General features: G+C 66.8%; 24 protein-coding genes. 7 read left to right on the top strand and 17 right to left on the bottom strand.

Features of this window, described 5'->3' with window-relative positions; all coding sequences use genetic code 11:
- Positions 1–36 precede the first annotated feature (36 nt).
- The 3 genes from fusA to AC5P8J_RS16815 all read left to right on the top strand — a co-directional run bounded on the left by fusA (position 37) and on the right by AC5P8J_RS16815 (position 3459).
- Positions 37–2070 (top strand): elongation factor G, encoded by a 2034-nt coding sequence (fusA, locus tag AC5P8J_RS16825; protein ID WP_495216975.1) that lies wholly within the window; start codon positions 37–39, stop codon positions 2068–2070.
- Positions 2071–2320: 250 nt separating this feature from the next.
- Positions 2321–2593 carry a hypothetical protein gene (locus AC5P8J_RS16820; RefSeq protein WP_005409616.1) on the top strand — a complete coding sequence of 91 codons (273 nt, stop codon included), beginning with the start codon at positions 2321–2323 and terminating at the stop codon, positions 2591–2593.
- Between the two features lie 110 nt (positions 2594–2703).
- Complete coding sequence (locus tag AC5P8J_RS16815; protein ID WP_019659662.1) at positions 2704–3459, top strand: SapC family protein; 756 nt, start codon at positions 2704–2706, stop codon at positions 3457–3459.
- Here AC5P8J_RS16815 and AC5P8J_RS16810 read toward each other — a convergent pair whose 3' ends face one another.
- The 11 genes from AC5P8J_RS16810 to AC5P8J_RS16760 all read right to left on the bottom strand — a co-directional run bounded on the left by AC5P8J_RS16810 (position 3460) and on the right by AC5P8J_RS16760 (position 14669).
- Positions 3460–5784 carry an ATP-binding protein gene (locus AC5P8J_RS16810; protein ID WP_227854234.1) on the bottom strand — a complete coding sequence of 775 codons (2325 nt, stop codon included), beginning with the start codon at positions 5782–5784 and terminating at the stop codon, positions 3460–3462.
- The gene (locus AC5P8J_RS16805; RefSeq protein ID WP_227854235.1) at positions 5781–6449 is read right to left on the bottom strand and encodes a LuxR C-terminal-related transcriptional regulator; all 669 of its coding nucleotides are present in this window, start codon (positions 6447–6449) and stop codon (positions 5781–5783) included. The genes AC5P8J_RS16810 and AC5P8J_RS16805 overlap by 4 nt, the downstream gene beginning before the upstream one ends.
- A 180-nt stretch (positions 6450–6629) precedes the next feature.
- Positions 6630–7163 (bottom strand): lipocalin family protein, encoded by a 534-nt coding sequence (locus AC5P8J_RS16800; protein WP_019659664.1) that lies wholly within the window; start codon positions 7161–7163, stop codon positions 6630–6632.
- 8 nt (positions 7164–7171) lie between these two features.
- Positions 7172–8245, bottom strand: coding sequence for an SAM-dependent methyltransferase (locus tag AC5P8J_RS16795; protein WP_021201796.1), 1074 nt, complete (start codon positions 8243–8245; stop codon positions 7172–7174).
- Positions 8242–9027: a DUF1295 domain-containing protein gene (locus tag AC5P8J_RS16790; RefSeq protein WP_021201797.1), complete on the bottom strand. Its 786-nt coding sequence runs from the start codon at positions 9025–9027 to the stop codon at positions 8242–8244. Before AC5P8J_RS16790 ends, AC5P8J_RS16795 begins: the two co-directional genes overlap by 4 nt.
- A complete protein-coding gene (locus AC5P8J_RS16785) occupies positions 9024–9569 on the bottom strand; it encodes a DUF2878 domain-containing protein (protein WP_019659667.1) in 546 nt (181 codons plus the stop codon). Before AC5P8J_RS16785 ends, AC5P8J_RS16790 begins: the two co-directional genes overlap by 4 nt.
- Before the next feature lies 1 nt (position 9570).
- Positions 9571–10830, bottom strand: a complete 1260-nt coding sequence (locus AC5P8J_RS16780) for an SAM-dependent methyltransferase (RefSeq protein WP_021201798.1) — start codon at positions 10828–10830, stop codon at positions 9571–9573.
- A complete protein-coding gene (locus AC5P8J_RS16775) occupies positions 10827–11594 on the bottom strand; it encodes a DUF1365 domain-containing protein (RefSeq protein ID WP_010485792.1) in 768 nt (255 codons plus the stop codon). Before AC5P8J_RS16775 ends, AC5P8J_RS16780 begins: the two co-directional genes overlap by 4 nt.
- On the bottom strand, positions 11591–12868 hold the full coding sequence (locus AC5P8J_RS16770; protein WP_134729342.1) for an NAD(P)/FAD-dependent oxidoreductase: 1278 nt from the start codon (positions 12866–12868) through the stop codon (positions 11591–11593). Before AC5P8J_RS16770 ends, AC5P8J_RS16775 begins: the two co-directional genes overlap by 4 nt.
- 1 nt (position 12869) lies before the next feature.
- Entirely contained in the window at positions 12870–13820 is a 951-nt protein-coding gene (locus AC5P8J_RS16765) for an acyl-CoA desaturase (RefSeq protein ID WP_053496655.1), read from the bottom strand.
- 81 nt (positions 13821–13901) lie between these two features.
- On the bottom strand, positions 13902–14669 hold the full coding sequence (locus AC5P8J_RS16760; RefSeq protein WP_227854236.1) for a hypothetical protein: 768 nt from the start codon (positions 14667–14669) through the stop codon (positions 13902–13904).
- Positions 14670–14800: 131 nt separating this feature from the next.
- Here AC5P8J_RS16760 and AC5P8J_RS16755 point away from each other — a divergent pair, with 131 nt between their 5' ends.
- The 3 genes from AC5P8J_RS16755 to AC5P8J_RS16745 are packed head-to-tail and all read left to right on the top strand — an operon-like array spanning position 14801 to position 16799.
- A complete protein-coding gene (locus tag AC5P8J_RS16755; protein WP_058981669.1) occupies positions 14801–15424 on the top strand; it encodes a sigma-70 family RNA polymerase sigma factor in 624 nt (207 codons plus the stop codon).
- Entirely contained in the window at positions 15421–16095 is a 675-nt protein-coding gene (locus AC5P8J_RS16750) for a ChrR family anti-sigma-E factor (RefSeq protein ID WP_111098308.1), read from the top strand. Before AC5P8J_RS16755 ends, AC5P8J_RS16750 begins: the two co-directional genes overlap by 4 nt.
- A gap of 11 nt (positions 16096–16106) precedes the next feature.
- Positions 16107–16799, top strand: a complete 693-nt coding sequence (locus AC5P8J_RS16745; RefSeq protein WP_031269078.1) for a Rossmann-fold NAD(P)-binding domain-containing protein — start codon at positions 16107–16109, stop codon at positions 16797–16799.
- Between the two features lie 2 nt (positions 16800–16801).
- Here AC5P8J_RS16745 and AC5P8J_RS16740 read toward each other — a convergent pair whose 3' ends face one another.
- From AC5P8J_RS16740 to AC5P8J_RS16725, 4 genes are all read right to left on the bottom strand, one after another.
- A complete protein-coding gene (locus tag AC5P8J_RS16740) occupies positions 16802–19201 on the bottom strand; it encodes a hybrid sensor histidine kinase/response regulator (protein ID WP_021201805.1) in 2400 nt (799 codons plus the stop codon).
- Complete coding sequence (locus AC5P8J_RS16735; RefSeq protein WP_005416517.1) at positions 19194–19661, bottom strand: response regulator; 468 nt, start codon at positions 19659–19661, stop codon at positions 19194–19196. The genes AC5P8J_RS16740 and AC5P8J_RS16735 overlap by 8 nt, the downstream gene beginning before the upstream one ends.
- The gene (locus AC5P8J_RS16730) at positions 19658–21898 is read right to left on the bottom strand and encodes an ATP-binding protein (RefSeq protein WP_227854238.1); all 2241 of its coding nucleotides are present in this window, start codon (positions 21896–21898) and stop codon (positions 19658–19660) included. The genes AC5P8J_RS16735 and AC5P8J_RS16730 overlap by 4 nt, the downstream gene beginning before the upstream one ends.
- Before the next feature lie 115 nt (positions 21899–22013).
- Positions 22014–22601, bottom strand: coding sequence for a biliverdin-producing heme oxygenase (locus AC5P8J_RS16725; RefSeq protein WP_478436515.1), 588 nt, complete (start codon positions 22599–22601; stop codon positions 22014–22016).
- Between the two features lie 127 nt (positions 22602–22728).
- On the opposite strand from AC5P8J_RS16725, the gene AC5P8J_RS16720 reads away from it, so the two are divergent.
- Positions 22729–23022 carry a hypothetical protein gene (locus AC5P8J_RS16720; RefSeq protein ID WP_088497482.1) on the top strand — a complete coding sequence of 98 codons (294 nt, stop codon included), beginning with the start codon at positions 22729–22731 and terminating at the stop codon, positions 23020–23022.
- A gap of 16 nt (positions 23023–23038) precedes the next feature.
- Here AC5P8J_RS16720 and AC5P8J_RS16715 read toward each other — a convergent pair whose 3' ends face one another.
- The gene (locus AC5P8J_RS16715; RefSeq protein ID WP_495216974.1) at positions 23039–23524 is read right to left on the bottom strand and encodes a TspO/MBR family protein; all 486 of its coding nucleotides are present in this window, start codon (positions 23522–23524) and stop codon (positions 23039–23041) included.
- Between the two features lie 73 nt (positions 23525–23597).
- Complete coding sequence (locus AC5P8J_RS16710; protein ID WP_227854240.1) at positions 23598–25793, bottom strand: AsmA family protein; 2196 nt, start codon at positions 25791–25793, stop codon at positions 23598–23600.
- Positions 25794–25812: the final 19 nt, after the last annotated feature.

The following is a 25812-nucleotide window of genomic DNA, read 5'->3' as shown; positions in this document are numbered from 1 at the left end:
GCGGCCCCCGTAGTTGGCTTTGCAGGAACCTTTCCCATGAACACCCAAGTCCTTTCCCGCCGTCGCAACCTTGGCATCATTGCCCACATCGACGCCGGCAAAACCACGTTGACCGAACGCCTGCTGTGGAAAAGCGGCGAAATCCATCGCGTCGGCGAAGTGCACGACGGCAATGCGACCACCGATTTCTCGGCCATCGAGCGCGAACGGGGCATCACCATCGGCGCGGCCGCCGTGCAGGCGCAGTGGGCACCGCGTGACCTGCCGCCGCATCGGCTGACCCTGATCGATACCCCTGGCCACATCGACTTCGCCATCGAAGTCGAACGTTCGCTGCGCGTGCTCGACGGCGCCGTGGCCGTGTTCTCGGCCGTGGATGGCGTGCAGCCGCAGTCCGAGACGGTGTGGCGCCAGGCGCGCCGTCATCGCGTGCCGCTGATCGCCTTCGTCAACAAGATGGACCGCGTCGGCGCGTCGTTCGAGCGCGTACTGGAGCAGCTTCAGGACAAGCTTCAGGCGCGGCCGTGGGCGCTGGGCGTGCCGTTGGGCAGCGAGAGCGACTTCAACGGCTGGGTCGACCTGGTCGATGAGCGCGTGCTGCAGTGGCGCGACGGTGCGACGACCATCAGCCCGTGGGACGACGCGGCACGTATCCAGTGGCGAGCCCAGCGCGATGCTCTGGTCGAAGCCGTGGCCGATCATGACGAAGAACTGGCCGATGCCTGGCTGGAAGGTCGGGCGATCGATGCCGGGGCGCTGCGCGCGGCGATCCGCCGGGCGACGCTGGCGGGTGCGGGCGTGCCCGTGCTGGCCGGTGCTGCGTTCAAGGACAAGGGCATCGAGACGCTGCTGGATGCCGTGGTCGATTACCTGCCGTCGCCGCTGGATCGCCCTGCCTTCAGCGCCGAAAGCGATGAGGGCGAGGTGGTCTTGCCGCCGGATCCTGATGGCCCGCTGGCGGGGCTGCTGTTCAAGATTACCCACCAGCAGCACGGTGCACTCAGCTTCGTGCGGCTGTACTCGGGCACCTTGAAGGTGGGCGACGCGGTGGCCAGTTCGCAGCATCCGCAGGGACGGCGGGTCAGCCGGCTGGTGCGGGTGCAGGCCGACCAGACCCACGACATTGAACAGGCCGTGGCAGGTGACATCGTCGCGGTGCTGGGCTGGAAGGATGCGGTCAGCGGTGAAACGCTGAGCGGCCGTGCGCTGCCGTTGCGCCTGGAGAACATACAGGCACAGGCGCCGGTGCTGGCCTGGCGGTTGGAACCGGCGCGTGCGGCCGACCTGATCCGGATGGCGCAGGGACTGGCGAGCCTGGCCCAGGAAGATCCGTCGTTCCGCGTTGAAACCGATCGCGATACGGCGGAGACCATGGTCTGGGGTATGGGCGAGCTGCACCTGGAAGTGATGGTCGAGCGCCTGCGCAGCGAGTGGAACGTCGACGTGGGCGTAGGTGCGCCGCGCGTGGCCTACCAGGAGACGCCGATGCGCGCGATGACGGGTGTCGTCGGGCGGCTGGTCAAGCAGACCGGTGGCCAGGGCCAGTTCGCGCACGTGGTGCTGGACGTGGCGCCGCGTGAGGACGACCAGGTGGTGTTCAACGACCGCATCGTCGGTGGCGTGGTGCCGCGCAGCTTCATCGCGGCGGTGGAGAAGGGCGTGCGTGCCGCACTGTCGGAAGGGCCGCAGGGTCATCCGGTGGTCGGTATCGAGGTCAGTCTTGTCGATGGCCAGACCCATGCCAAGGACTCGTCGGAGATGGCGTTCCATCGCGCAGGCGCCGAGGCGATCAAGGCGGCGCTGGCCGAGGGTGGCACGCAGCTGCTGGAGCCGGTGATGGCGGTGACGGTGCATTCGCCGTCGACATCGGTGGGTGACGTGGTGGGCGACCTCAACCGGCGCCATGGCCGCATCGCCCGCATCGACGATCAGGACGGTCGGGCCGAGGTCAGTGGCTTTGCGCCGCTGGCGCAGCTGGTGGGGTACACCACTGCGCTGCGGTCGCTCAGCCAGGGACGGGCCAGCAGCGAAGCGCACCTGCACGGCTATGAACCGGTACGCGCTGCATGAGGAAGGCGAGGGGAGCCCGTTCGCGGGCTCCCACTTTTTTGTTCGGGTTTCCGCATCCACGCATGGCGTGGATCTAGCGGGTTACCGGGTCGCGGGCTCTGCAGTAGATCCACGCCATGCGTGGATGGATCCGCACCGACACGGCAACATTGGCGCTGCATCGCAACAAAAGTGCAGAAAAAGCTGGATTAAAGTGATGCCTCACGATAAATTGCGCCCCCCGTTGCTCGCCGCCGCCCGCACCCCTCTCATGCGTGATGACAAAGACCCCGGAACCCTGGAGCTGACCCTGCCGCGCAAGCGCGGCCGTCCGCCCAAGTTCGGGTACGCGATGAGCGATGCGCAGCGCGCCGCGCGTTATCGCGCGCGCCGGGCAGGGCAGGCCAACCATGCCGACGTGCGTTCCTGCAGCGATATGGTGCTGCTGGACAAGATCCGTGCCGCGGTGAGCGCGCGCGACACCGAGCTGGCCGGGTTCCTGGTGCACGTGCTCTGGCAGCGCTACCCCTTGCAGCTGAAATAGGCCGTCGGTGGGGTGGCCGTTGTCATCGAGCTTGTTGATAATGCGGGATTCAGGTTGTTCCCGCTGGCGTGCCCGGGATGGCAGGCGCGCATGATTGAACGGTTCCCAAGATGACCACCACCAGCGACACCACCACCGAAGCGGCGCCGAGCGGCGCTCCCCTGTTCTATACCCGTCCGGTGCCGCTGCAGGCCGATGTGCACGCCGATCTGCGCATCCTGCCGGGCAGGCTCGAGTTTGCGGCCGGCAACAACGCCATTCCGCTGGTGCTGGGCGAGTTCTCGCTGGCCCTGCACCACTTCCCGATTCTGTTTGCTGGCCCGACCGCCGTGCCGATGGCGGCCGTCGGTGTGTCCGACCAGAACCTGTTCATCAAGGACGGCCTGTGGGAAGACGAGGCCTACATTCCGGCCTACCTGCGTCGCCACCCCTTCATTTTCATCGACACCGGTGCGGACAACGACTTCCTGCTGGGCATCGACGAAGAGAGCTCGCGCGTGGTCAAGGGGGGGGACGAAGGCCAGCCGCTGTTCGTGGACGGCAAGGCCACCGACATGGTGCAGCAGGCGCTGGAGTTCTGCGGCCAGTACACCCGCGAGCACGAACAGACCCAGGCCTTCTCCAAGGCCCTGATCGACAACGGCCTGCTGGTCGAGCGCAACGCCACCGTGCGCACTCCGGATGGCCGCGAGTTCAACCTCAATGGCTTCCTGGTGGTGGACGTTGAGAAGTTCGTGGCGTTGCCGGAAGCGACCGTGGTCGAGTGGCACCGCAGCGGCTGGTTGGCGCTGATCCATCAGCACCTGATGTCGCTGGGGCGATTCAACGACCTGACCCGTCGCCAGGTCGAGCGCCTGGCGGCCTGATCAGCTTGAAGGCACGGCTTCCGCCTTGCGCGAGCCGTGCCACTGCTGCAATCCCTGCAGCAGTCGCCATGCCTCGCCCCAGTCGGGCGTGGCCTGCTGCCCCAACTCCCACAGGGCGGCCGCGGTGCCGGCCTGGTCGATTGCCCGGCACATCTGCAACGTGCCCTGCAGGCGGTGCGCATGATGGCGCAATGTCGCGGCATCGGCGTCCTGCAGGGACTGTTCGATCCCGGCCAGCTCATGGGCGATATCCGCAGCGAAATCCGGGTCGGCGCCCCGCGCGCTACAAGGCGCGGCAGCGTGTGCCGAAGGCGGAAGGCCCAGCGCCTGCAGCAAGTCTGCCACCTGCAGCGGCTTGACCAGGACGGCGTCGAATCCGGCCCGGCGACAGCGCGCCACGTGCCGGCGCCCCATGCGGGCGGACAGGGCAATCACTCGCAGGGGCGCCTTTGCCCGCGCGCGCAGCTGCTGTGCCAAGCCGTAGCCGTCCCGGCCGTGGAGCCCGATATCCAGCACCACCGTGCCGCGCGGTCGCAGCGCCTGTTCGGCCAACGCGGTTTCCGCATCGGCAACCGCGCACACATCGGCACCCAGCCGACGCAGTTGCTCTGCCACGACGCGCCGGCTGAGTGCATGGTCCTCGACCAGGAGCAGCTCTGTGCCCGTCAACGGCGCCTGCTGCGGGCGCTCGATGGTGGGCGGATCGCGAGGGACAGCGCGGACCGGCAGTCGCAGGGTGAAGCGACTGCCGCGCCCATGTACGCTGTACGCGGCCAGGTTGCCGCCCATGGCAATGGCCAGCTCGCGCGCAATCGTCAGGCCCAGGCCAGTGCCGCCGCACTTCTGGCCATCCTCTCCCTGCTGGAACGGGCGGAACAGTAGCGGCAGTTGCGCGGGGGCGATACCGATGCCGCTGTCGATCACATCCAGCAACAGCTCCCTGGCAGACGGGATGGGTGACAGCTGCAGGCGCACTTCGATGCCACCGGCATCAGTGAACTTCAACGCGTTGCCCAGCAGGTTGTCGACAATCTGGCGCAGCCCGTCAGCATCGAGTGCGACCGTCGGCGCGGGGTCGGGCGTGCAATCAAGCTTGAGGGACAATCCCCTGCGCAGTGCCTCCGGCCGGATCGCGTCCAGTGCATGGGCACAGAGCTGGCCGACGTCGCAAGGTACGACGTGGGGCCTGAAGCTGCCGCTGGCCAGACGCGAGAACGCGAGCGAGCGGTCGAGCAGCCCGCGCAGCGCGTGGCCGGCGGCACGCGCGGCCGCGAGCAGGTCGTGCTCTCTCCTGGACAGGCGCGACTGGCTCAGCAGGTCGATCGAAGCCAGTATCGTCTGCGCGGAATTGCGCACTTCGTGGCTGATCATTCCTGCCGCGCGCCCAAGGCGTTGCTCCGTGCGACCGATTCGCCAACGTAGTGCCTGCCAGAACATGGTCAGGCCGATGAGTATTGCGGCCACATACAGCAGCCAGGGCAGGTGCAGGGCGCGCACCCGGTCAAGCGCGCTCTCGACGGGGGCGGGCAGCATCTGCTGCGCCCACAATGCCAGCAGGCCCGCGTGCTCTTCGAGCGTGATGTCGTGCAGTGCGTGGTCGATGCGCGTCAGCAGCTGCTGGTCCTCACGGCGCACGAGCAGGTGCAGATCGGCGGAGAAGTCGCTCTCGAACGGATGAAGCTGCAGTTTGCCCGCGAAGTGCCGCCGGATCATCGCGTGCAGTGTAGCTTCCAGGCCGATCGCAGCATCGGCGATGCCGTTGTCCACGGCGGCCAGGGCTGCATGCCGATCGGGCAAGTGCAGCAGGCGGACCTGCGGATGGTGGGTTGCCAGCCAGCTGGCATAAGGGCCGCCGCGAATCACGGCCAGCACCTGCGCCTTCACGCTGCCGACGTCACGTGGCGCGTGCTCGCCTTTACGCACGGCCAGGACCGTCTTGCCGCCATCGAAGGCGCCGGATGCCATCAGGCCGGGGCAGGGCCGTGGGCGATGCGCCGGGCCGCCCATCACCAGCACCAGATCGGCCTCGTGCCGGCAGACTGCAGTGACCGCTGCCCTCGTGCTGGTGTAGGCGATGTCACGGAAGCGCAGTCCGGAATGGTCAGCCACGAGCTGCGCATAGCCGTGGGCGAGGGTCGGGAGCGGGATCGAGTCCGCCAGTGGTGCAGGCAGCGGGCGCAATGATGGCGCGGTGGCGACCCGTACTTCGCGACCCGCCGGCCACGCCTGCAGATGTGCATCCTCGGCCGAGGCTGCTGGCAGCAGGATCAGGACCATCAACGAGGTGACAAAGGTATGCAACCGGAGGCGAACACGGCGCCTCATCGGAGGTTCCGCTGCTCTCGCAGTGCATAGATCTCCACGTCATTGCGCAGCCCGAGCTTGCGCAGGGCGGCCACCTTCTGGGTGCTGACCGTCTTGACGCTGCGGTGGCGGCGCAATGCGATCTCCGACACGGTCAGGCCGGACAGGAGCAGGTCCAGCACTTCGCGTTCATTGCGACTGAGTTCGTCGCGGCAGGCCGGGACCAGGCAATCGGCCGGCAGGCGGCACAATCCCTGCGATACACGCACGATGGCCTCGGACAGCATCTCCAGCGGCTCGGATTTGCTGACAATGCCGCTGATGCCGGCCGCCAGAAGGTGGTCCACGCGGGTTGTTGGCGTCAGCGTGGCGAAGACCAGCAGGGGCACATGAGGAAAGCGCTCCCGCAGCAAGGGAACCAGCTCATCACTGCTGCGGTCGCCAGGCGCCAGGGTGAGATCGATGATGGCGACATCCACTGCCAGCTTGCGCAGGCAGCCGATGAACGCGTCGCTGTGGGTGTGGCTGGCGACAATGTTGAAGCGGACGTCGCGGCACAGGTGCAAGGCGGTGCCGCGGCGGACGACTTCGTGATCGTCTAGCAGTGCGAGCCGCAGACGGCGCGGTGCAGGGTATCCATTCATGCGCTGGGAGGTGATCGGCGCCCGGGAGGGCGTGGCGACCATTCTGGCGCTGCTGCCGCGCCGGGCACCGAATTTGCTGGATTTTTGCGATTATTCCTAAGAGTCAATGTGCGCGAACCATCAATCCAGGGGTGTTAATTGATGTAATGGATCGCCACGCCCGAATCCAGGCCCTTCAGAAGTTGGCGGGCGATGCCGCCCAGCGCAAAGGGTCGTGGCGTGTCATCGGACCGACTGCGGCACGCGTCTGAGCTTGCGGGTGTCATAACCCATGGCCGCAATCCGTGCGACCGCCTGCTCATAGTCATGCTCGGACACCTGTGGTGTGCGGGCCATGTACCAGACGTAGTCGCGCTTGCTGCGCGCCACGATGGTCTGGCGGTAGCTCTCGTCGAGCCAGGCAATCACGTACTCGGCCTGGATTGGCCAGATGAACTGCATGCCCCAGATCGCGCCATTGCCTTCCTTCTCCACACGACCGATGGGATGCATCGACTTCTGCGGCGCATCGAAGCTGCCCTTGCGGTAGGTGAAGGTGGTCTGGATGCGCCCGTCGGGACGAAGTGCGTAACTCTCCACCGCGTCGAAGGCCTCGCGTTCGGGGCGCGACGGGATATGCGCGATCACGTACCAATCGCCCATGAAGCGCGGCACATCCACGGATGGCGGGCGCGGCAGCGGGCGGGTGTCGCTGGAACTGCAGCCGGAACCGAACAGGCCGACCGCGATCAGGGGAAGCAGCGAGAACATGCGCATGTTGCACCTCAGCGGGGTCGGAACAGATAGTGGGCCACCAGCCACTGCTGGCCGTCGTCATAGCCAAACAACTCGGCACAGGCCATCCAGAACATCCGCCAGCGCTGCCACCAGACCTTCGCTGCAGCCTGGCCATAGGTTGCGATCAACACCGGCATCACCTGCTGGCGGGCCGCATCCTGGTTGGCCAGCCAGTGGTCGGCGGTGCGCTGGTAGTGGGTGCCGTCCAGCAGCCAGCGCTGGTCGAGCCGCAGGTCGCGCTGGAAATGCAGCAGGGTGTCAGCTGCCGGCATCAGCCCGCCGGTGAAGAAGTGCCGCCCCATCCAGTTGTCGCCGCCGTCTGTCTCGAACGGATACATCAATGTGCGATGGGCGAAGATGTGCACGAACAGCGCGCCGTCCGGCTTCAACCACCGAGCGATGCCCGCCAGCAGGCGCTCGTAGTTGCGCACGTGTTCGAACATCTCCACCGACACGCAGCGGTCGAAGCGTGCCGCAGGCAGCTCAAGCTGGTTGACATCGCGGGTGATCACCTCGACGTTGTGCAGCCCCCTGGCTTCACACTGCGCCATGATGTGCTGGCGTTGGCTGTGCGAATTGGAAACGGCGGTGATGCTGGCCTGCGGGTAGCGTTCGGCCATCCACAGGGTCAGTGAGCCCCAGCCGCATCCCAGTTCGAGAATCTGCTGGCCATCGGCCAGGCCTGCGCGCTGGCCGTACAGTTCCAGCATCGCGTCCTCGGCCTGGTCCAGCGTTTCGCGCCCGGTGGGGTAGTAGCAGCTGCTGTACTTCAGTCGCTTGCCCAGGCAGGCCTGGAAAAAGGCAGCTGGCACTTCATAGTGCTGTCGGTTGGCTGCGTCGGTGTGCAATGCGAGTGGGCTGTCGGCCAGCTCGGCGATGCGCCGGCTGAAGCGCGCCGACTGGCCTTCGATGCCACCCTCGCTTTCCTCATGCAGGCGTTGCGCGCACAAGCGGCGGATGCCCGCACGCAGCGCCGCATCGGGGACCAGCCCGCGTTCGGCCCAGGCGATCAGCCCGGTTTCCGCATCTTCGGCTGGGTTCAGTGACGGGATCGCGCTCATGCGGAATGCTCCTTGGAAGAACGGGGAAACCAGGGAAAGAACATCGGTGTGCTGCGCTGGTAGGCGCGATAGTCGTCGCCGCGGCTGCGCAGCGCCTGTTTCTCGGTGAATGGAATGCCGCTGAGGTAGCGCAGGAACACGTACATCAGCAATGGGCCGGCCCACGCCAGCCACCACAGTGGAGAACCGACGGCGAGCAGCACATAAGTGAACCAGTGCAGCCACTCGAAGAAGTAGTTGGGGTGGCGGGAATAGCGCCAGAGCCCTTCGCGGCAGGTGCGGCCCTTGTTTGCCGGGTCGGCACGGAACCGGGCCAGCTGCCGGTCGGCCAGTGCTTCGCCGCCGACGCTCAGCAGCCACACCAGCGCGGCGGCCACGGCCCACCACGTCATGCGGCTGCTCGGGTTGGCGGCCACTGCGACAAAGGGCAGGGCAAACAGCAGCACCAGCAATGCCTGCGCCATGAAGAAGCCAAAGATCTTGCCCTGGTGGCCCTGCCAGTGTTCGCGCAGATAGCGGTAGCGCCCGTCTTCCGGTTCGCTACGGACCCGGTGCCAGAGGTGCAGGGCCAAACGGCTGCCCCAGAGGCCGCCGAGCACGCCCAGCGCGATCCGCGGCACCGTCGCGCCGTCGCCGAGCAGCGCCAGCAACAGGGCCGATGCACCGACGCCCTTGGCCCAGAGCACATCGACCACGCCGATGTTCTGGTGGCGGCGCTGCCAGGCCCAGCCCCAACTCATCATCAGCAAGGTGTACAGCAGGACCCACAGGAGATGATTCATGAAGGAACTCCAGCCAGGGGCGGCGAGCTGGCTCGTGAGCCGCGACGGGCGCAGTGGCACAGCAGTGAAAGCGCGATGCACCAGCCCGCACCCAGTACCAGCAGGCCCTGCCATGCCGGCACAGCGAACCGCACTGCATCAAAGCCACGTGCCGCGGACAGATAGGCCAGCGGTGCCAGCAGCAGGCCGAACAGCGCCGGCAGGGCACGGTGGCGCAGCAGGAAGCGCATCGAGGTCGTCAGCGTCATCGCGAACGCGGCCCACAGCGCCATGATCCACGGCGGAGGCGCCCAGGCGAGCGGGGCGGCGGCGTAACGAACGGTGCCGGTCGCAGCGGCGCTGGCATCGACCAGCCAGGCGCAGGCCAGCGCCAGCACCATCAACCGAAGGTCCAGCCGTGGTTGCGGCGACGTCAGAAGCTGGCTGCCGATGTAGAGAGAGGCTGCCAGCAACGCCGGCCACTGCCAGCCGCGCCCGGCGCCGGCCACGGCGCACAGCCAGACCAGCTGGTTGCCAAGCAGATTGGCCCAGAACCGGCGCATCTCAACTGCCCTGGCCCGATGAGGCGCCCGGGCGATGCCCCGGGCGCGCCATCAGCAGATGGGAGACCCCGATCGAGCGCTCCAGGAAGCCGCCCTCGCAATAGGCCAGGTAGAACTCCCACAGGCGGCAGAAGCGCGTATCGAAGCCCTGCGCCTGCACGTCGGGCAACCGGACGAGGAAGCGCTGGCGCCAGGCGCGCAGGGTCAGCGCGTAGGAGTGGCCGAAGTCCTGCTGGGCGATCAGCTGCAGGTCGCTGGACCGCGTTTTGGCGGCCATGATCGCGTTGATCGACGGAATGAAGCTGCCGGGGAACACGTAGCGCTTGATGTAGTCGACGCTGCGCCGGGCCTGCTCGTAGCGATGGTCCTCGATGGTGATGGCCTGCAGCAGGGCAACGCCATCAGGCTTCAACAGGCGCTGCAACGTCGCCATGTAGGTGTCCAGGTATTCGGCGCCGATGGCCTCGATCATCTCGATCGACACCAGCTTGTCGAACTGGCCCTGCAGGTCGCGGTAGTCCTGCATCAGCAGCGTGACCTGGCCTTGCAGGCCTGCGGCGCGCACGCGCTCTGCCGCCAGCGCATGCTGTTCTGCGGAGATGGTGGTGGTGGTGACGTGGCAGCCGTAGTGCTGCGCGGCGTGCAGCGCAAAACCACCCCAGCCGGTGCCGATCTCCACCACGCGGTCGCCCGGTTTGAGCTTCAGCTGCTGGCAGATGCGGTCCAGCTTGCGCCGGGAGGCGGATTCCAGCGACTCGTCTTCTTTGTCGAACAGGGCTGAGGAATACATCAGGTCCGGCGACAGGAACAGGGCAAAGAAGTCGTTGCCCAGGTCATAGTGCGCGGCTATGTTGCGGCGGCTGCCCTCGCGGCTGTTGCGGCGCAGGCGGTTCCAGCCCCGCAACAGCCAGCCGCCCAGGCGGGCCGGGCCACGCTCCATGCCGTCGAGCAGGTCGCGATTGCGTACCAGCAGCCGAATCAGCGCCACCAGGTCATCGCAGTGCCATTCGCCCTGTATGTAGCTTTCACCTGCACCCACACTGCCTTGCGCTGCAACCTTGCGGTAGAACGCCGGGTCATCGATGGTGACGGTGACATGCAGTTCGCCATGCGCATCGCCCAGCCAGACTTCGCCGAGTGCATCACGCACGCACAGGCGGCCGTCGCGCATGGGGGCAAGCTGGGCCAGCAGGCGGCGGCGCAGGAATGCATCCAGGGCGCGGGGACGTGGCAAGGCGACCAGGGGAGTCATCGAATTCATCGTGGTTTCTCGGCAAGAGCAGGGTGGTCGTGCACGGGGTTGCGCTTCAGCCACAGCCGCAGCGCGTGCCAGTGGATGGCGGCCACCACCTGCGTGGTCATCAGGGGGTAGCAGGCCAGTACCCGGGCCAGCCCAGGGCCGTCCAGCACCCTTCGCTGCATGGACTGGGTGGCGTCGAACTGCCGAACGCCGTCGCGCCAGACCTGCATGTGCACGCGAAGATCATCACCAGGTGCGTTGAACCGCCAGTCGTAGCGGCAGTCCATCGGCATGAAGGGTGAGACGTGAAAGGATTTGTCGAATGTCCAGCGCAGTGATGCCCCGTCGCCGGTGGCCGCAGCTACCGGCAGCACATAGGCGTGCCGCTCCTTCCACGGGGTATTGGTGATCTCGGCGACGATGCAGTCCAAGGTGTTGCCATCGGCCCGGTAGCAGTAGTAGAAGCTGACCGGATTGAATACGTGCCCGGCGAAGCGAAGATGGGTGAGCAGGCGCACCGGGCCGGTGGGCCGATAACCCAGGGTAGCCGCGGCATGGTCGCGCACCGCATCGGCCAGTGGTTGCGCAGGGTTGCCGAAGTAGTCACTGCGGCGGAACTCGGCCAGGTTGCGGCGATTGACCGACCACAGCCAGCGCCCGGCGAACACGGTCTCCAGCTCGTCCAGATCGAGCAGCAGCTGCGCGATCGGATAGCGGAACGCGTGGGGCTGCGGATGATGCCGTCGGTGCATCACCTGCCCGAAGTAGAGTGCGCTGGCACTCACGCTGCCACCTCGCCGGTTGCGATGGTGTCGCGGTGCGGGGTGCACTCGCGCATCGCGTCCACCACGCGGCGGGCGCTGCGGATGCCGTCTTCGTGGAAACCCCAGCCCCAGTACGCGCCCGCGAACCAGGTGCGGCGGCGGCCCTGCAGCTCAGCCCAGCGCTGTTGCGCGCGTACCGCTGCGTGGTCGTGGACCGGATGGGCATAGTGCAGCCTGCGCAGTACCTTGGCCGGATCTATCGCCTCGCTGCGGTTGAGGGTCACGACCAGCGGGGTGTCACCGGGCAGGCCCTGCAGAAGGTTCATGCAATAGCTGACCGTACAGGGCGCGCCTGGCTCCTTGGGAACGTGTGCATTCCATGCGGCCCATGCCTTGCGGTTGCGCGGCAGCAGCGATGCGTCGGTATGCAGTACTGCTTCGTTGGCCTGGTAGCGGATGGCGCCGAGCACGTCGCGTTCGACCGGATCGGCGTCACGCAGCAGGGCCAGCGCCTGGTCGCTGTGGCACGCCAGGATGACCTCGTCAAAGCCCTCCACGCCGGCCGCGCTGTGCACGCGCGCGCCCCACGGCATGCGCTCGACCGAATGGACCGGACATTCCAGCCGCTCGCGTACCCGCCAGCGGGCACGCAGGGCATCGACATAGCGTGCCGAGCCACCGCTGACTACCCGCCAAGGTGCGCGCCCGGTCATCTGCAGCATCTGGTGGTTGGCCATGAACTGGGCCAGGTAGCGGGCCGGGAACTGCATGACCGTGTCGGTCGGTGACGACCACAGCGCTGAAGCCATCGGCAGCAGGTGCTCGTCGATGAACGCAGCACCGTAGCGCTGGCTGCGCAGGTACTGGCCCAGTGTCGGGCCTTCGCCTTCGGCAAGCAGCAGCGGTGCATCCCGGTAGAACCGGCGCAGGTCGGCCAGCATTCCCCAGAAGCGTGGCGAAACCAGGTTGCGACGTTGGCAGAACAGGCCATCCAGCGACGTGGCGTTGTACTCGACGCCACTGCGCTCGCTGTGCATGGAGAAGCTCATGGTGGTCGGCTGCGAGGCCACGCCCAGTTCTTCGAACAGTGCCGTCAGCAGTGGGTAGTGCAGGGGATTGAACACGATGAAACCGGTATCCACCGCCATGCGCGTGCCGTCCACCTGCACGTCATGGGTGTGGGTATGTCCGCCCAGGTAATCGTTGGCCTCGAACAGCGTCACTTCGTGTTCGCCGTCCAGCCACCAGGCACTGGCCAGGCCAGCGATGCCGGAGCCGATGATCGCGATGCGCATGTCAGTACCTCGCCTTGGCCAGTACCCACTCGGGGATGGGCTTGAGCCCCTTCACCAGGCCCATGGCCGCCATTGCGCGCAGCCCGTACCAGGTCAGGTCGATCTCCCACCAGCGGAACCCCTGGCGGACGGTGCCGGGGAAGAAATGGTGGTTGTTGTGCCAGCCCTCGCCGAAGGTAAGCAGCGCCAGCCAGAGGTTGTTGCGGCTGTCGTCACGGGTCTCGAAGCGCCGCCGGCCAAAACGATGGGCCAGCGAGTTGATGGTGACGGTGGCGTGGAACAGCACCACGGTGGAGATGAAGAAGCCCCACACCAGCAACTGCGGGCCAGAGGTGTGCAGCCCGGGCGCCCAGCGCTCCAGGCCGGCGCCGAGTGCGTACAGCGCAGCGGCCAGCAGTACCGGCACCGCCGTATCGAAGCGGTCCAGCCAGCGCAGCTCCGGGAAGCGCGCCAGGTCAGGCACGCGCGATAGATCCGTGGCGAATGCCTCGCGGGTGAGGAACCAGCCCATGTGGCTGCGCCAGAAGCCGCCTTCGCGCGGCGAGTGCGGGTCCAGTGGCTGGTCGGCATGCCGATGGTGATGGCGATGGTGGGCAGCCCACCACAGTGGCCCGCGTTGCACGCTGGACGCGCCGATCACTGCGAACACGAACTGCACCGTTCGCGATGCCTGGAACGTCCGGTGCGAGAAGTAGCGGTGGTAAAAGGCGGTGATCGCAAACATGCGCACTGCGTAGAGGGCTGCGGCGACGATCACTGCCGTCCACGAGATACCTACCCAGATCACCGCGATGCAGGCCAGGTGCATCAACGCGAACGGTACGGCGCGCAGCCAGTCGATGCGTCCGGGCTCGCCAGCGGCGTGGTCCGCAGCGCTGCCGGTGTCGACCCAGCGCTTCAGGGTGCGCAGCAGGCGCCAGCGTCGGCGGGGAAGGGGCGCTACAGAGGCCATGGCGGATCTCGGCGGGTGTCGTGTCTTCCTCTACGCAGCAGTGCGCGCAATGGATGCGGCCGACTGTGTAAAATTCCGGCTTCACTTGGGCATCACGCTGCAGCGTTCGACCAGCGGTTGCGCCCAGGCCTGTTGCCATTCGCTGGCGGGCCGCTCGGCCACCGGCGAGCTGAAGCGCACCGTGACCTGTGGGTAGGTGCCGCGGGTATCGCGCAGGTTGCTGGTTCCGCGGAATTCCAGCAGGCGGCGGTCGGCGCTGGCATAGACCAGCGACAGGCGCGGCGCGATGCCGCCGTACCACGTGTCCAGACTGACCTCGATGGCCTGGGCGTCGATGCCCTGCCAGCGAACAGGGCCGGTACGCCGCACCTGCACCGGGAAGAAGCGCTGCCGCCCCGGCACCAGGAAGGGCAGGCTGATGCGTTCACCTCGCAGCAGCGCTGGCCAATGCTGGCGCACCGCGGCGTCGAAGCCCGTGTCGATCACCGCATCCGGTGCCAGCTCAAGCCGACGCTGACGCAGCTCGCTGGCGGCGTCTTCTTTCCAGGCGATCAACACCGACTCGCCACTGGCGTCGACTTCAGCGGTTTGCCCGCTACGGCTGTCCTGCAGCGAATAACCCCGGGCCTGCGGGCGGGCGCTGGCCGGCAGATGCTTGCGGGCGAAGGGGCGGCCATCCGGGCACTGATAGAGCACCCAGCGTTCGGCACCCTCCGATGGGCCGCGCCGCCAGTGCACTTCACGATAGAGCAGGTCGCCCTGCGCCGAGGTGGCCACGCCCTCGTTGCGCAGCCAGGGCGCCGCCAGCGCGGCATGGGGCAGGCATAGCAGCAGCCAGGCAGTGCGCATGGTATTCGTCCGGTAGGGAGGCTCAGGTCATACGGTGGCCGTGGCTGCTTGGATGCGCAGTGCCTGCTGCATCCAATGGCCACCCCTGCGCGTAGAGAGGACAGACCTTCACCTGCCCGCCGCTCACGCAGATGTACCCTGACGCCGCCAGCACCCTCCTCAACTTCGATACCGCACGCACCGTGTCCAGTTCCCAGCAGCCGAGCAGTGAGCCGACGAACTGGGCCGATGACATGGACAGTGTGGCGCGGCTGCGCGACCGCGACTGCTTCATGCGGATCTATGACTACTTCATGCCGCGGCTGTGCGTGTATCTGCGTGGCCTGGGGGCACCCGACGCCGTGGCCGAGGAAATGGCGCAGGAGTGCCTGCTGCGCCTGTGGTTGCGGGCGGCCGAGTATGATGCGGCCCAGGGCGCGCTGAGTACCTGGCTGTACCGGATCGCGCGAAACCTGCAGATCGACCGCATCCGTCGCGAGCGCAGCTGGATGCAGGTGCAGGCAGCGGTGGAAGACGCCGCGGCCGTGGACGTGATCGAGCGCAGCAGTGCCGAGCAGTTCGCCGACCAGGCGCGCCTTCGCCAGCGCATCAACGAGCTGCCCGCCGTGCAGGCGAGGCTGGTGCGGATGTCCTATTTCGAGGCGAAGAGCCACAGTGAGATTGCCCAGGCGCTGGGCATGCCGCTGGGGACGGTAAAGTCACACCTGCGACGTGCGTTCCTGCAACTGCAGGCCAAAGTGGGAGGTGCGCTGTGAATCCGCACCACCACCTGCACGAATCCACGCTGATGAGCTATGCCGCCGGCGCGCTGCCGGCGCCGTTGAGCATCGTGGCCGGTGCCCACCTCGAGCAGTGCCCCCACTGCCGACAGCGCCTGCGCGATGCCGAGGCAATCGGCTCGGTGTTGCTGGAGCAGACCCAACCGCCCGCTGCCGACGGGCGTCGCGAGCAGTTGCGCGAGGCCATGCTGATGCAGCTGGCCTCGGAGGCGCCGAGCGCCATCGCCGGAACCAGGCGCCCTGTGCCGAGGGAGCGGCCCGAGGCCGACCCCGACCACCTTCCTGCATCACTGCACCCGTACTTCGGCGCATCGCTCAGCGAGCTGCGTTGGCGCTGGATGGCGCCCGGCGTGCATTGCATCCGTGCCGAGCAGATGCCCTCGCTGATCATGCTGAAGATTGCCCCGGGCAAGTGCCTGCCCATGCACAGCCATGGCCGCAGCGAACTGACCCAGATCCTGCGGGGTTCGTACAATGATGCGCTGGGGTTGTTCGCATCGGGTGACGTGGCAGATCTGGACGAAGACGTGGAGCATCAACCGGTGACCGCGCCCGGTGTCCCCTGCATCTGCGTGTCAGCGCTGGATGCGCCGCTGGTGTTCAGTGGCTGGCTGGCGCGGAAGATCCAGCGTTTCGTGAAACTCTAGCGGGGATGACGATGGCCGGGACGGGCGCATTACGGATTCTGTTGACCGGTGCCGCAGGCCTGGTCGGGCAAGGTGTGGCGCTGGCCTGCCACCGCTCACCACAGGTGTCCGGCCTGACAGCGCTGGTCCGCCATCCGGGAAGTCTGAGCGGCGCCGGCAGCGAACTGATCGTTCCGGACTTCCTGCGTATCCAGGACCGGTCGGATGAACTGGCCGGGTTCGATGCCTGCTTCTACTGTGCCGGGGCGCCACCGGTTGGCACGGCAGAGGCCGAGTACCGACGCGTGACCCTGGACACCACTCTGGCGGTGGCCCTTGCCTGGGCGGCTGCGAATCCCGAAGGGTGCTTTCTGTATGTATCCGGTGCCGGCGCGGACCCTCGGAGCCGGCTGATGCCGTTGAGGATCAAGGGCGAGACCGAAGTCGCATTGCAGAGCCTGCCGGTGCGCACCGTGATGCTGCGCCCGGGCGGTGTCAGGCCGGTCCCGGGCACCGGCACCCGTCATGCCCTGTTGAAGCCCCTTTACTGGGGCGGTGCGCCATTGATGAAACTGGCCGGTGCGGTTGCACCTTCGTTGGTGACGAGCAACCTGGCACTGGGCCAGGCGATGATTGCCTTGGCCGTCAGGGAGCATCCACCGGCGACGGTGGAGTGCGCGGACATCAACCGGATCGCGGCCGGCGGGCGCGATCCGGCGTCCTGACCTCAGTGTGGCGCTGCCTCCAGCGCGGTGCGCACGGCCGTCGCCAGATCACTTCGGGTGAACGGCTTTGGCAGCAGCGCAACGGCCCGCCCTTGGCTGCCCACCTGGTCGTGGTCACGGGGATAGCCCGACGTGAACAGCACGGCGACCTCCGGCCAGCGTTCACGGACTTCCCGCACCAGCTCCCAGCCCGACATGCCGGGCATCACCACGTCCGAGAACAGCAGGTCCACCCTGGTATCCGGGCGTTCCAGCAGCCGCAGTGCGGAAGGGCCGTCGTGGGCTTCCAATACCCGGTAGCCCAGCAGCCGCAGTGCATCCACCGTGTGGGCGCGGACATCGTCGTTGTCCTCGGTCACCAGGATGGTTTCCTCGCGCGGCGAATAGCCTGCCAGGCCGGTCTGCGGAGTGCGCGCCTCGCTGGGCAACGGCAGCAGTGAACGCGGGAACATCATGGTGATGCTGGTGCCGCCGCCTTCCACCGAATCGATCAGCACGTGGCCGCCTGACTGCTTGACGAATCCGTGCACCATCGACAGGCCCAGGCCGGTGCCACGGCCAACCTGCTTGGTGGTGAAGAAGGGTTCGAAGACCCGGGCGAGCGTCGCCGCATCCATGCCGTGGCCGTTGTCGCGCACCCGCAGCATCACGTACTCGCCCGGCGTTGCATCCGGGAACAGCGCGGCATAGTCGTGGTCCAGATGGCTGTTGTCGACTTCAATCACCAGCCGCCCGCCATGCGGCATCGCATCGCGGGCGTTGACCGCCAGGTTCAGTACGGAGGCCTCCAGTTGGCTGATGTCGATCTCCACGCACCAGATGTCCTCCGCGCTGCGGATCTCCAGTTGCACCAGTTCACCCAGTGCACGCTGCAGCATGTCGTGCATGTCCAGCAGGCGGACATTGAGGTCAGCGGCCTGGCTGCGCAGCGGCTGGCGGCGGGCAAACGCCAGCAGGCGCTGGGTCAGGCTGGCGGCACGGCCCACCCCCTTCAGCGCATTGTCCAGCGCACGGCCCACCAGCGCACCGGCCTCGCCAGCCCTTTCACTGAGCAGCATGGCGTGCTCGACATTGCCGGAAATGACGGTCAGGATGTTGTTGAAATCATGCGCGATGCCGCCGGTGAGCTGACCGACCGCCTCGATCTTCTGTGACTGGCGCAGCGCGTGCTCGGCCTGCAGGCGTGCGGTGGTTTCGACGGCCTCGGAGACAACGGCGGTGACCGCCCCTTCGGCGTCGAGCAGCGGACGGAACGAGAAGTCGAAGCTGCGGCGGCCGGTCGGGAGCTCCAGCTCCAGCGCATGCAGTGAACTGCGGCCCTGCGCTGCGTCTCCGACGGCGCGGTCGATCGCTGCGCCCATGCCCTCGGTGGTGGCGAACCAGACCGATTCGGCGAAGTGCTGGCCAACAATGTCCTTCTTGTCTGCAAGTACAGCGGCCAAGGAAGCGTCATTGGCATCGACCACGCATCCGCGCAGATCCAGCAGCACCTGATGCTGGAAGCTGGACTCGAAGATCGCCTGCAGGCGGCGCTTGCTGGCGCGCAGCTCGGCCGTGCGCGCCTGCACCTGCTGCTCGAGCAGCTGGTTGTCCTCACGCAGGGCCAGCTCGGCCTGCTTCAGCAGCGAGATGTCGCTGCCCAGGCAGATGTAGCCGGCCACGCTGCCATCGGCGGCATGCTCCGGCACGCATTCCATCTGTACGAAACGCGACTCGCCACTGCGATGGACGAGCTCGACCTGGAAGCTCGTGCGTTCGCCCTGCAGTACCCGTTCAAGGCTGGGCAAGGCGTGTTCGAAAGCGGAGATGCCGCTGACATCGCGCGCGGTCCGGCCCAGCAGCTCGGCCAGGCTGACTCCATGCCAGTCCAGGAACGCCTTGTTGGCGAACCGGTAGCGATGCGCGTTGTCGAGCTGGGCGATCAGCGCGGGTACGGCATCGGTGACCTGCTGCAGCTGCGCCTGGCTCTCGTTCAGCGCCGCCTGGGCATGCATCAGCTGGGCGCGTTCATGGGCTTCCTGGCGAGCGCGGCGGATCGCATCCGGCAGGCGTTGCAGGCGCTGCTTGACGACGTAATCGCGCGCGCCACGGGTCAGCGCCTGTACGGCCAGCTCTTCCGTCAGTGTGCCGGAGACGAAGATGAAAGGGGTCTGTGGAATCCGCTCGCGCGCCAGCGCGAGGGCCGCATCGCCATCGAATCCGGGCAGCACATGGTCGGCAAGGATCACGTCGAACGCACGGTTGTCGATGGCCTCGATGAACGCATTGCGCGTCCACAGGCGCTCGACCTCGAACTCCAGGCCGGCACGCCGCAGCTGTGCGGTGATCAGCTCCGCATCAAGCGCGCTGTCCTCCAGCATGAGGATGCGCAGGCGCTCGCTGCGGCGCGATCCATCACGCATTGCGCTGCCCCGAGCCGTTGGGCCGATGCGGTGGCGGCTGGTTGGTGATGCCCCAGAACATGCCCAGGCCCTGGATTGCGTCGAAGAATTCCTTGAAGTCGACCGGCTTGACCACGAATGCGTTGACGCCCAGTTCGTAACTGCGCACCAGATCCTGCTCCTCGCGCGAAGAGGTCAGCATCACAACCGGGGTGCTGCTCAGGTACGGGTCGCCACGGACCTGCTCCAGTACTTCCAAGCCATTGACTTTGGGCAGCTTCAGGTCCAGCAGCACGACCACCGGGCCGCCGTGCATGGCACCGGCGAACTTGCCTTCGCAGCGCAGGTAATCCAGCGCTTCGGCGCCGTCGCGTACATGGATGACATCGTTCAACAGCTGGCAGCGCTCAAGCGCGGCCATCGTCAGCTCTGCATCCTTGGGGCTGTCCTCTACCAGGAGGATCGGCCGCAGGTCCCTCATGGGTGTTCTCCTGTGGAGCGGGGTAGGGTGAAGTGAATGGTCGCGCCCTTGCCGGGCTCGCCCTCGGCCCAGGTACGGCCGCCATGGCGGCCGATGATGCGGCGTACGTTGGCCAGACCGATGCCGGTGCCTTCGAATTCTTCCACATGGTGCAGGCGCTGGAACACACCGAACAGCTTGTCGACGTAACGCATGTCGAAGCCGCAGCCGTTGTCGCGCACGAAGAAGTGATCTTCGTCGTCGCTGCGGTCGTGCCCAATCTCGATCATCGCGTGCTCACGCTCGCGGGTGAACTTGATTGCGTTGGCCAGCAGGTTCTGCCAGACCAGGCGAAGCATCGTCGGGTCGGCTTCCACCTCCGGCAGCGGCGCGAGCGTCCACTGCACGTCGCGGCCGGCGTAATCCAGCGCCAGGCTCCGGCGCACGTCCTCGGCCAGGGCAGCCATGTCCAGCCGCACCCGCCCCAGCGTGGAGCGTCCCATCTGCGAGAAGCTGAGCAGATCATCCACCAGTGTGCCGGCGGACTTTGCCGAATCGACGATCGTATCCAGGAAGCGGCGCTCGGTCTCGTTGAGGCGGTCGCCCGCCGAGCTGCCAAGCAGCTCCGAATAGCCCACGATGTGGCGGAAGGGGGCGCGCAGGTCGTGGCTGACCGAATAGGAAAAGGCTTCCAGTTCCTTGTTGCTGCGCAGGAGCTGCTCGTTCAGTTCCGCCATCTCCTCGGCCTTGCGCAGCACGATATCGACGATGGCCGTGCGCATCTCGTGTGCCGCATCGCAGTCGGCGTCGGTCCACGGCAGGCTGCGCTGCCGCACGGTCTCTTTCCAGGCGTCGAAGGAGCTCCGCGGGGAGAGTGCGACGCCGGGCGCTGCGGTCTTGCGGGGGTCTCCCCCCCAGCGCACGGTTCGCACCACCTCCGGCCGGAACCACATCAGGTAGCTGTCATGCAGCTGCGAAATGGACACTGCCAGCAGGCCGCTGGCTACATCGGCCAGGTGCGCGGCAGGCGACCAGTCGGCGGCAAGGTGGTCGGTGCAGTAGGTTTCCTGGCCGGCCTGCCGGGTAGCCAGCCAATCGGTCAGGGCCAGCACGTCGCTGGCGGGCGGGCACTCACCCACGCGCATGCAGTCGCCCTTGTGCACGATGGCAGCCCCGGCCGCGCCGGTCAGCGACAGCAGGCTGCCTTCGTCCTGGCGCAGGGCCGCCATGAATTCTTCGTCGCCGGCCATGCGGCCCAGCAGCTTGACCAGTATCGAGCGACGCGCGACGCGTTCTTCAATCGCGAGCGCGCGCTCCTTCAGTGCAATCTGCAGCGACAGGATCTGGCCCATGAACTCGCAGGCGGTACGCACGTGGTAGGGCAGGCGGCGTGGCTGCACGGTGTGGCAGGACACCAGGCCCCATAACCGCCCCTCATGTACCAGTGACACCGACATCGACGCCCCGGTCCCCATGTTGCGCATGTACTGAAGATGCACGGGGGACACGCTGCGCAGCACGGCCAGGCTCAGGTCGGTCGGTGGCGCCTCGCGGTGGTCTTCGGCCCGCATCAGCGGGGTAGGGGTATAGTTGTTGTCCGCGATCAGGCGCACCCGGTTCCGGCGGTACAGTTCGCGGGCCTGTGCGGGAATGTCCGACTCGGGAAAGCGCAGGTCCAGGTAGGACGGCAACAGGCCATTGCCATCTTCGGCCACCACGATGCCATTCCAGCCGGCATCGAATTGATAGACCAGGGTGCGGTCAAAGCCGGTGAGCCGCCGCATGTGCGCGGCCGCAAGCCTGCACAGGTCTTCCACCGTCGCTGCCGATTCAATGCCGGTCATCAGCTCGCGGATGGCTGGATACAGTTCTTCCAGCGAGCCGGGCTGGCCGGGAACCGGTGCTTCCAGCTCGACCAGAAGATCCGTGGCGGAGCGGTGCACCAGCAGCTGATGGCGGCCGTGCCCATCCAGGTGCACGGCACCGACATGCGCGCTGCTGCCCACCGTCGCCTGTTGCAACACGCCCTGGAACGGTGCCAGCACGCCGCCCAGCACTTCACTGACGTGCCGCATCAACGGTTCGCCGAACTGTTTCAGCAGCCCGGGGTGGCTGATGGCGCGCTCGCGTACCTGCAGGGACTGCGGTTCAACGACCAGAAGCACACCGTAGGGCTGGATCGCGCCAGGGGTGTGGATCGGTTCGCGCGCGCAACGGGACAGGGCAGTGTCGTGCGCGGATTCGGTAGGAGGCGTCAAGGGCGGGACTCATGATTCGTGGATGGCTGGAACGGCCCAGCACTGCATCCGGTGTGCATGGATGGTGAAGCAAAAGCGTGCCGCCGCATACCACCACGTGAATGTGAAGGGGCTTTCATTCAAACCTGAATTCTTCATCTACGCAGCGACGGATGAACTGGAAGGCGTCTGTCGCGCCCCTGCATGCCTGTGCGCGCTCCTGGTCACTTAAAACGAGCGCATCCAGCTCCTCCCGCTCGCGTCTCCAGTACTCGGCCACACCGAGCTCGGAAGGACGCAGGTGGCGCGCGCCGTACCCGGCATGAAGCTGCAACGCAGCGGCCATCTTCAACAGCACGGCCGCCCCCAGCGTCGAGCCCTCCGCTACGTAGCGCCAGCCCAGAACGGTCGCTTTCGAGAACACATGCGGCTGCGGTTGCCAGGCATGGGGTGCCGGCACGGAAGCGCAGAGGTCGCGAAGATCCTCCTCGATCAGGGGCAAGCGGGTCGCGCCCGGATCCTGCATCCGGTACAGCGGCGCAACAGCGCAATGGAAGTGCCATTGCACGCGCAGGAAGCAGAGGTAACGCTGGCGCGACGCGAAGATGTGTTGCTGTAACAGGTGCTGGTCGAGGCGATCGTGGGCCGCTCGGGTGTGCGCTTTCAGGGCGGCGCTGAGGGCAATGGGGTGATCGGGTTGTGCTGGCAATGTGGATGTAGGCATCGGCGCGCACCCTAGCAGATTTCGATGCAGAGACCGGTGCAGGTTTCGCGGCCAGCACATCTGCGCTGCACGCCAACTAGACAGCGGCTGCCCTACGGTGACTGCACTTCCAACAGATGCCACGCCCGTGAACCTGCAGACCGCACCCGCGCCCCAGTACCGTATGCTCCCTGACAGCTGCCAATTTGAATTGCTGGATGTGGATGCATTGCAGGATCCAGCCAGTGGCCGGCTGCTGCACCTGTACTCGCTGGTAGCGCGTTGCCTTTCCTGCGAGACGATCTTCAAGGCAGAAGAAGGGCAGGGCCTGGTCAGCCATACTGCAGCGCGAGTGGTGCGGTGCCCCACTGGTTGCGGGCAGCAGGCGTTCAAGCCGGCCCTGCTGCGGACCTGGTGCCCACAGGCCGTGGCCCAGGCCTGAACGCTGGATCCGCGTGTCACAGCAGCCCGGGATTGGCCCGCCAGGCGGCGAAGTTGAGCGCCGAGGCGAACGAAATCCAGGCAAGGTAAGGAAGCAGCAGCACCGCCGCAAGCCGGCGGATGCGCGCGAACGTGACGATCGTCGCGCACACCAACACGATCAATACAAGAATGTCGGCGAAGGCAAGCGCGCCCAGCTTCCAGCCGAAGAACAGCCAGCTCCATAGCGCGTTGACGGCCAGCTGCACCAGATAGAGCAGCAGCGCGGGCCGTGCGCCGCGCCAACCGCGTTCGCGCCAGACCAGCCACGCGGCAACCGCCATCATGGCGTAGAGCAGTGTCCACACCGGGCCAAAGACGCTGGCCGGTGGTGCCCATGCGGGGAGGGCAAGGCTGGCGTAGAAGCTTGCTGCGGACGTGGACGCCCACGCCCCCAGGGTTGCCGCGACGAAGGTGATCGCCACCCATCCCAGAAGTCCGGAAACCTGTGAACTCCGCTTCATACCGTGCAGCTCCTTGATACGTATGCGGCCTGTCTACGCACAGGGGCAGCGAATGGATGCAGGCTGTCGGCCTTCAGTCCGATGAACCTGCGGCGCCCGTTCCCTGGCTCGCTGGCAGCAGGGAAGGCCGCTGATCAAACCACTCGCGTGCCTTGGCCAGGTGCCACTGGCGCTGGTCACCGTCCAGCTCGATGCCCGCACCCAGCAGCCCCCAGCGCAGATACAGGTCCCCGCGCTTGCGCTGGTCGAGCAGATCCAGCCGCGCGCGTACCGACAGGCGATCGTTCTCGGCCTGCAGTCCATCGATGACCAGATGGCCTGGGCGCCAGCGCAGCGTTGCCTGTGCCTGTACCTGTCCGGAATCCAGCAGCGACAAGGTCCAGCGCGGGTAGTCGGTGCGCTCTGCGAACAGTGCAAGCAACGGACGGGCGTCGCTGAGATCCAGATCCGTGGTGGCATCGACCTGAAAGGGCGACTGCGCATCGATGCGGCCACGCTTGAAGGCCACGCGGCCCTTCCATGCACTTGGGCGCTCTGTACCGGCCACCTGCACATTGCGCAGCTCCACGGTGGTGCCGGAGAGATCGAAATGACGTTCATTGAAGTCACCGCGGCGCAGGGTCGCGTTCACGCCGATATCGCCGCCCATTTCCAGTCCCGCCACCTTGGCACTGGCGTTGCGCGCAAACAGCCGGGCCGTGCCATGACCGACGCGTCCATCGGTGTCGAGCGTGGCATCGCCGCTCAGGCTGCCGGTGCCTTGAAGCAGCCGCACCTGCGGCGAGCCGAGGTAGCGGTTGTAGGCCGTCAGATCAGGGATGGTGGCTTCACTGAAGCGCAGCTGCGCGCGTACCCCTTTGCGCAACTCCTGCAGGCGACCATCACCGGTCAGGTCCAGGGCCAGATCACGGCCGTCGAACAGGCGCACGTCCTTGGCATCGGTTGGCTGCGCAGTGAATCGTGGCAGCCGGACAGCCAGCTGTGCCTGGCTGGGGCTGCCGGCCTTCAGTTCGCCATGGGCGCTGGCCGTGCCGGCCAGGCGTACGCCGGCGACTTCGGCCACGGCTTCGGCGGCCGGAATGTCCACGGTGCTGCCTTCGATCAGTTCGCCGTTGCGCACGCGCAGGTCCGCCTTCAGCGTGCCGCCGCCGTCCAGCTGCAGCCACGGCTTGCGGACGAACAGGGCAGGGATCCAGTTGAGCGAAGTGAACGTCCATTCGCCGCGCACGGTACCAGAGCTGCGTTCCAGCAGCTGGGCGGGCTGCTGGAAGGGGACGTCCCGGCCACGGACGCGCAGATTCGCATCCACTTCGCTGCCTGAGCCGGGTTTGGGCGGCAGGCGGGCCTGCAGGCGCAGGTCGTTGGCCACATTGAGCTGCAGGGCCAGCACGCCGCGGCCGGGGGCGCCGTCACCCAGGTAGAGCGGCACCTGCCAGATTGCGCGGTCTCCGGGCTGCAGCTGGCCGTCGATCAGGTGCAGCGCCAGTTGCAGGCGTCCGGGTATGGGCGCGCTGGAGATCTTCGGCGTTGTGGCATCCGTGTCCATGCGCAGGCCCTGGCTGCGGGCGTCGACCTCGAGCTGGGCATGCAGCAGCTTCAGCTTGGCCAGACCAGGCGCCTGGTCCCGATAGTGGCGCGGATAGCTGAAGCGTGCGCTGAGATTCATGTCACCCAGCAACTGCACACCGTCATAGCTGGTGTCCGCGTCGGCGAACGCAACTTCGGACTCGAAGAGCTCCGAAGGCCCGCCGCGTAGCTGCTTGAGGAAGCCCACCGTGCCGTGGCCCTTGCCGATGATCAGCAGCTTGCCAAAGCGTGCGCTGCGGATGCTGTCGCTGTGGATGGCGTCGAAACGCAGGGTCCAGCCGCGGTCACTGCGCGGCGGTGGCGGGATGGCTTCTTCGACGCGGCTGATCTCGGCGGAAACCCCCGTCGCCTGCAAGCGCGGAACCCGCACCTCGCGCTGGAACAGGGGCAGCACCGCCAACCGGGCGCTGGCGCGCTCGGCATGCAGCGCGTAGACCGTGTGGTTCACGTGGCCGCGCATGTGCACGTTCCAGGCGATGACATGGCCGGGCAGCAGCGTGATGGCCGGGCCGGTGGTCATCACGAACTTGTGCGGCTTGCGGTTGGTGACCTGATCGAACAACGGGGTATTGAGGAAGATGTTGCCGGCCAGCAGGTACAGCAGGTAGACGCCCAGCAGGACGTAGGCAGGAACGCGCCACCGTCGAAGCCGGTGCGGGATGTGCACGGAAACAGGAGGCATCTACTGCTCTGAGGGCCGG

The sequence above is a fragment of the Stenotrophomonas sp. YJH_SMC_37 genome (assembly GCF_059370035.1).
Note: the sequence above shows the minus strand (reverse complement) of the source record. Positions and strands in the feature narration are given on the sequence as shown.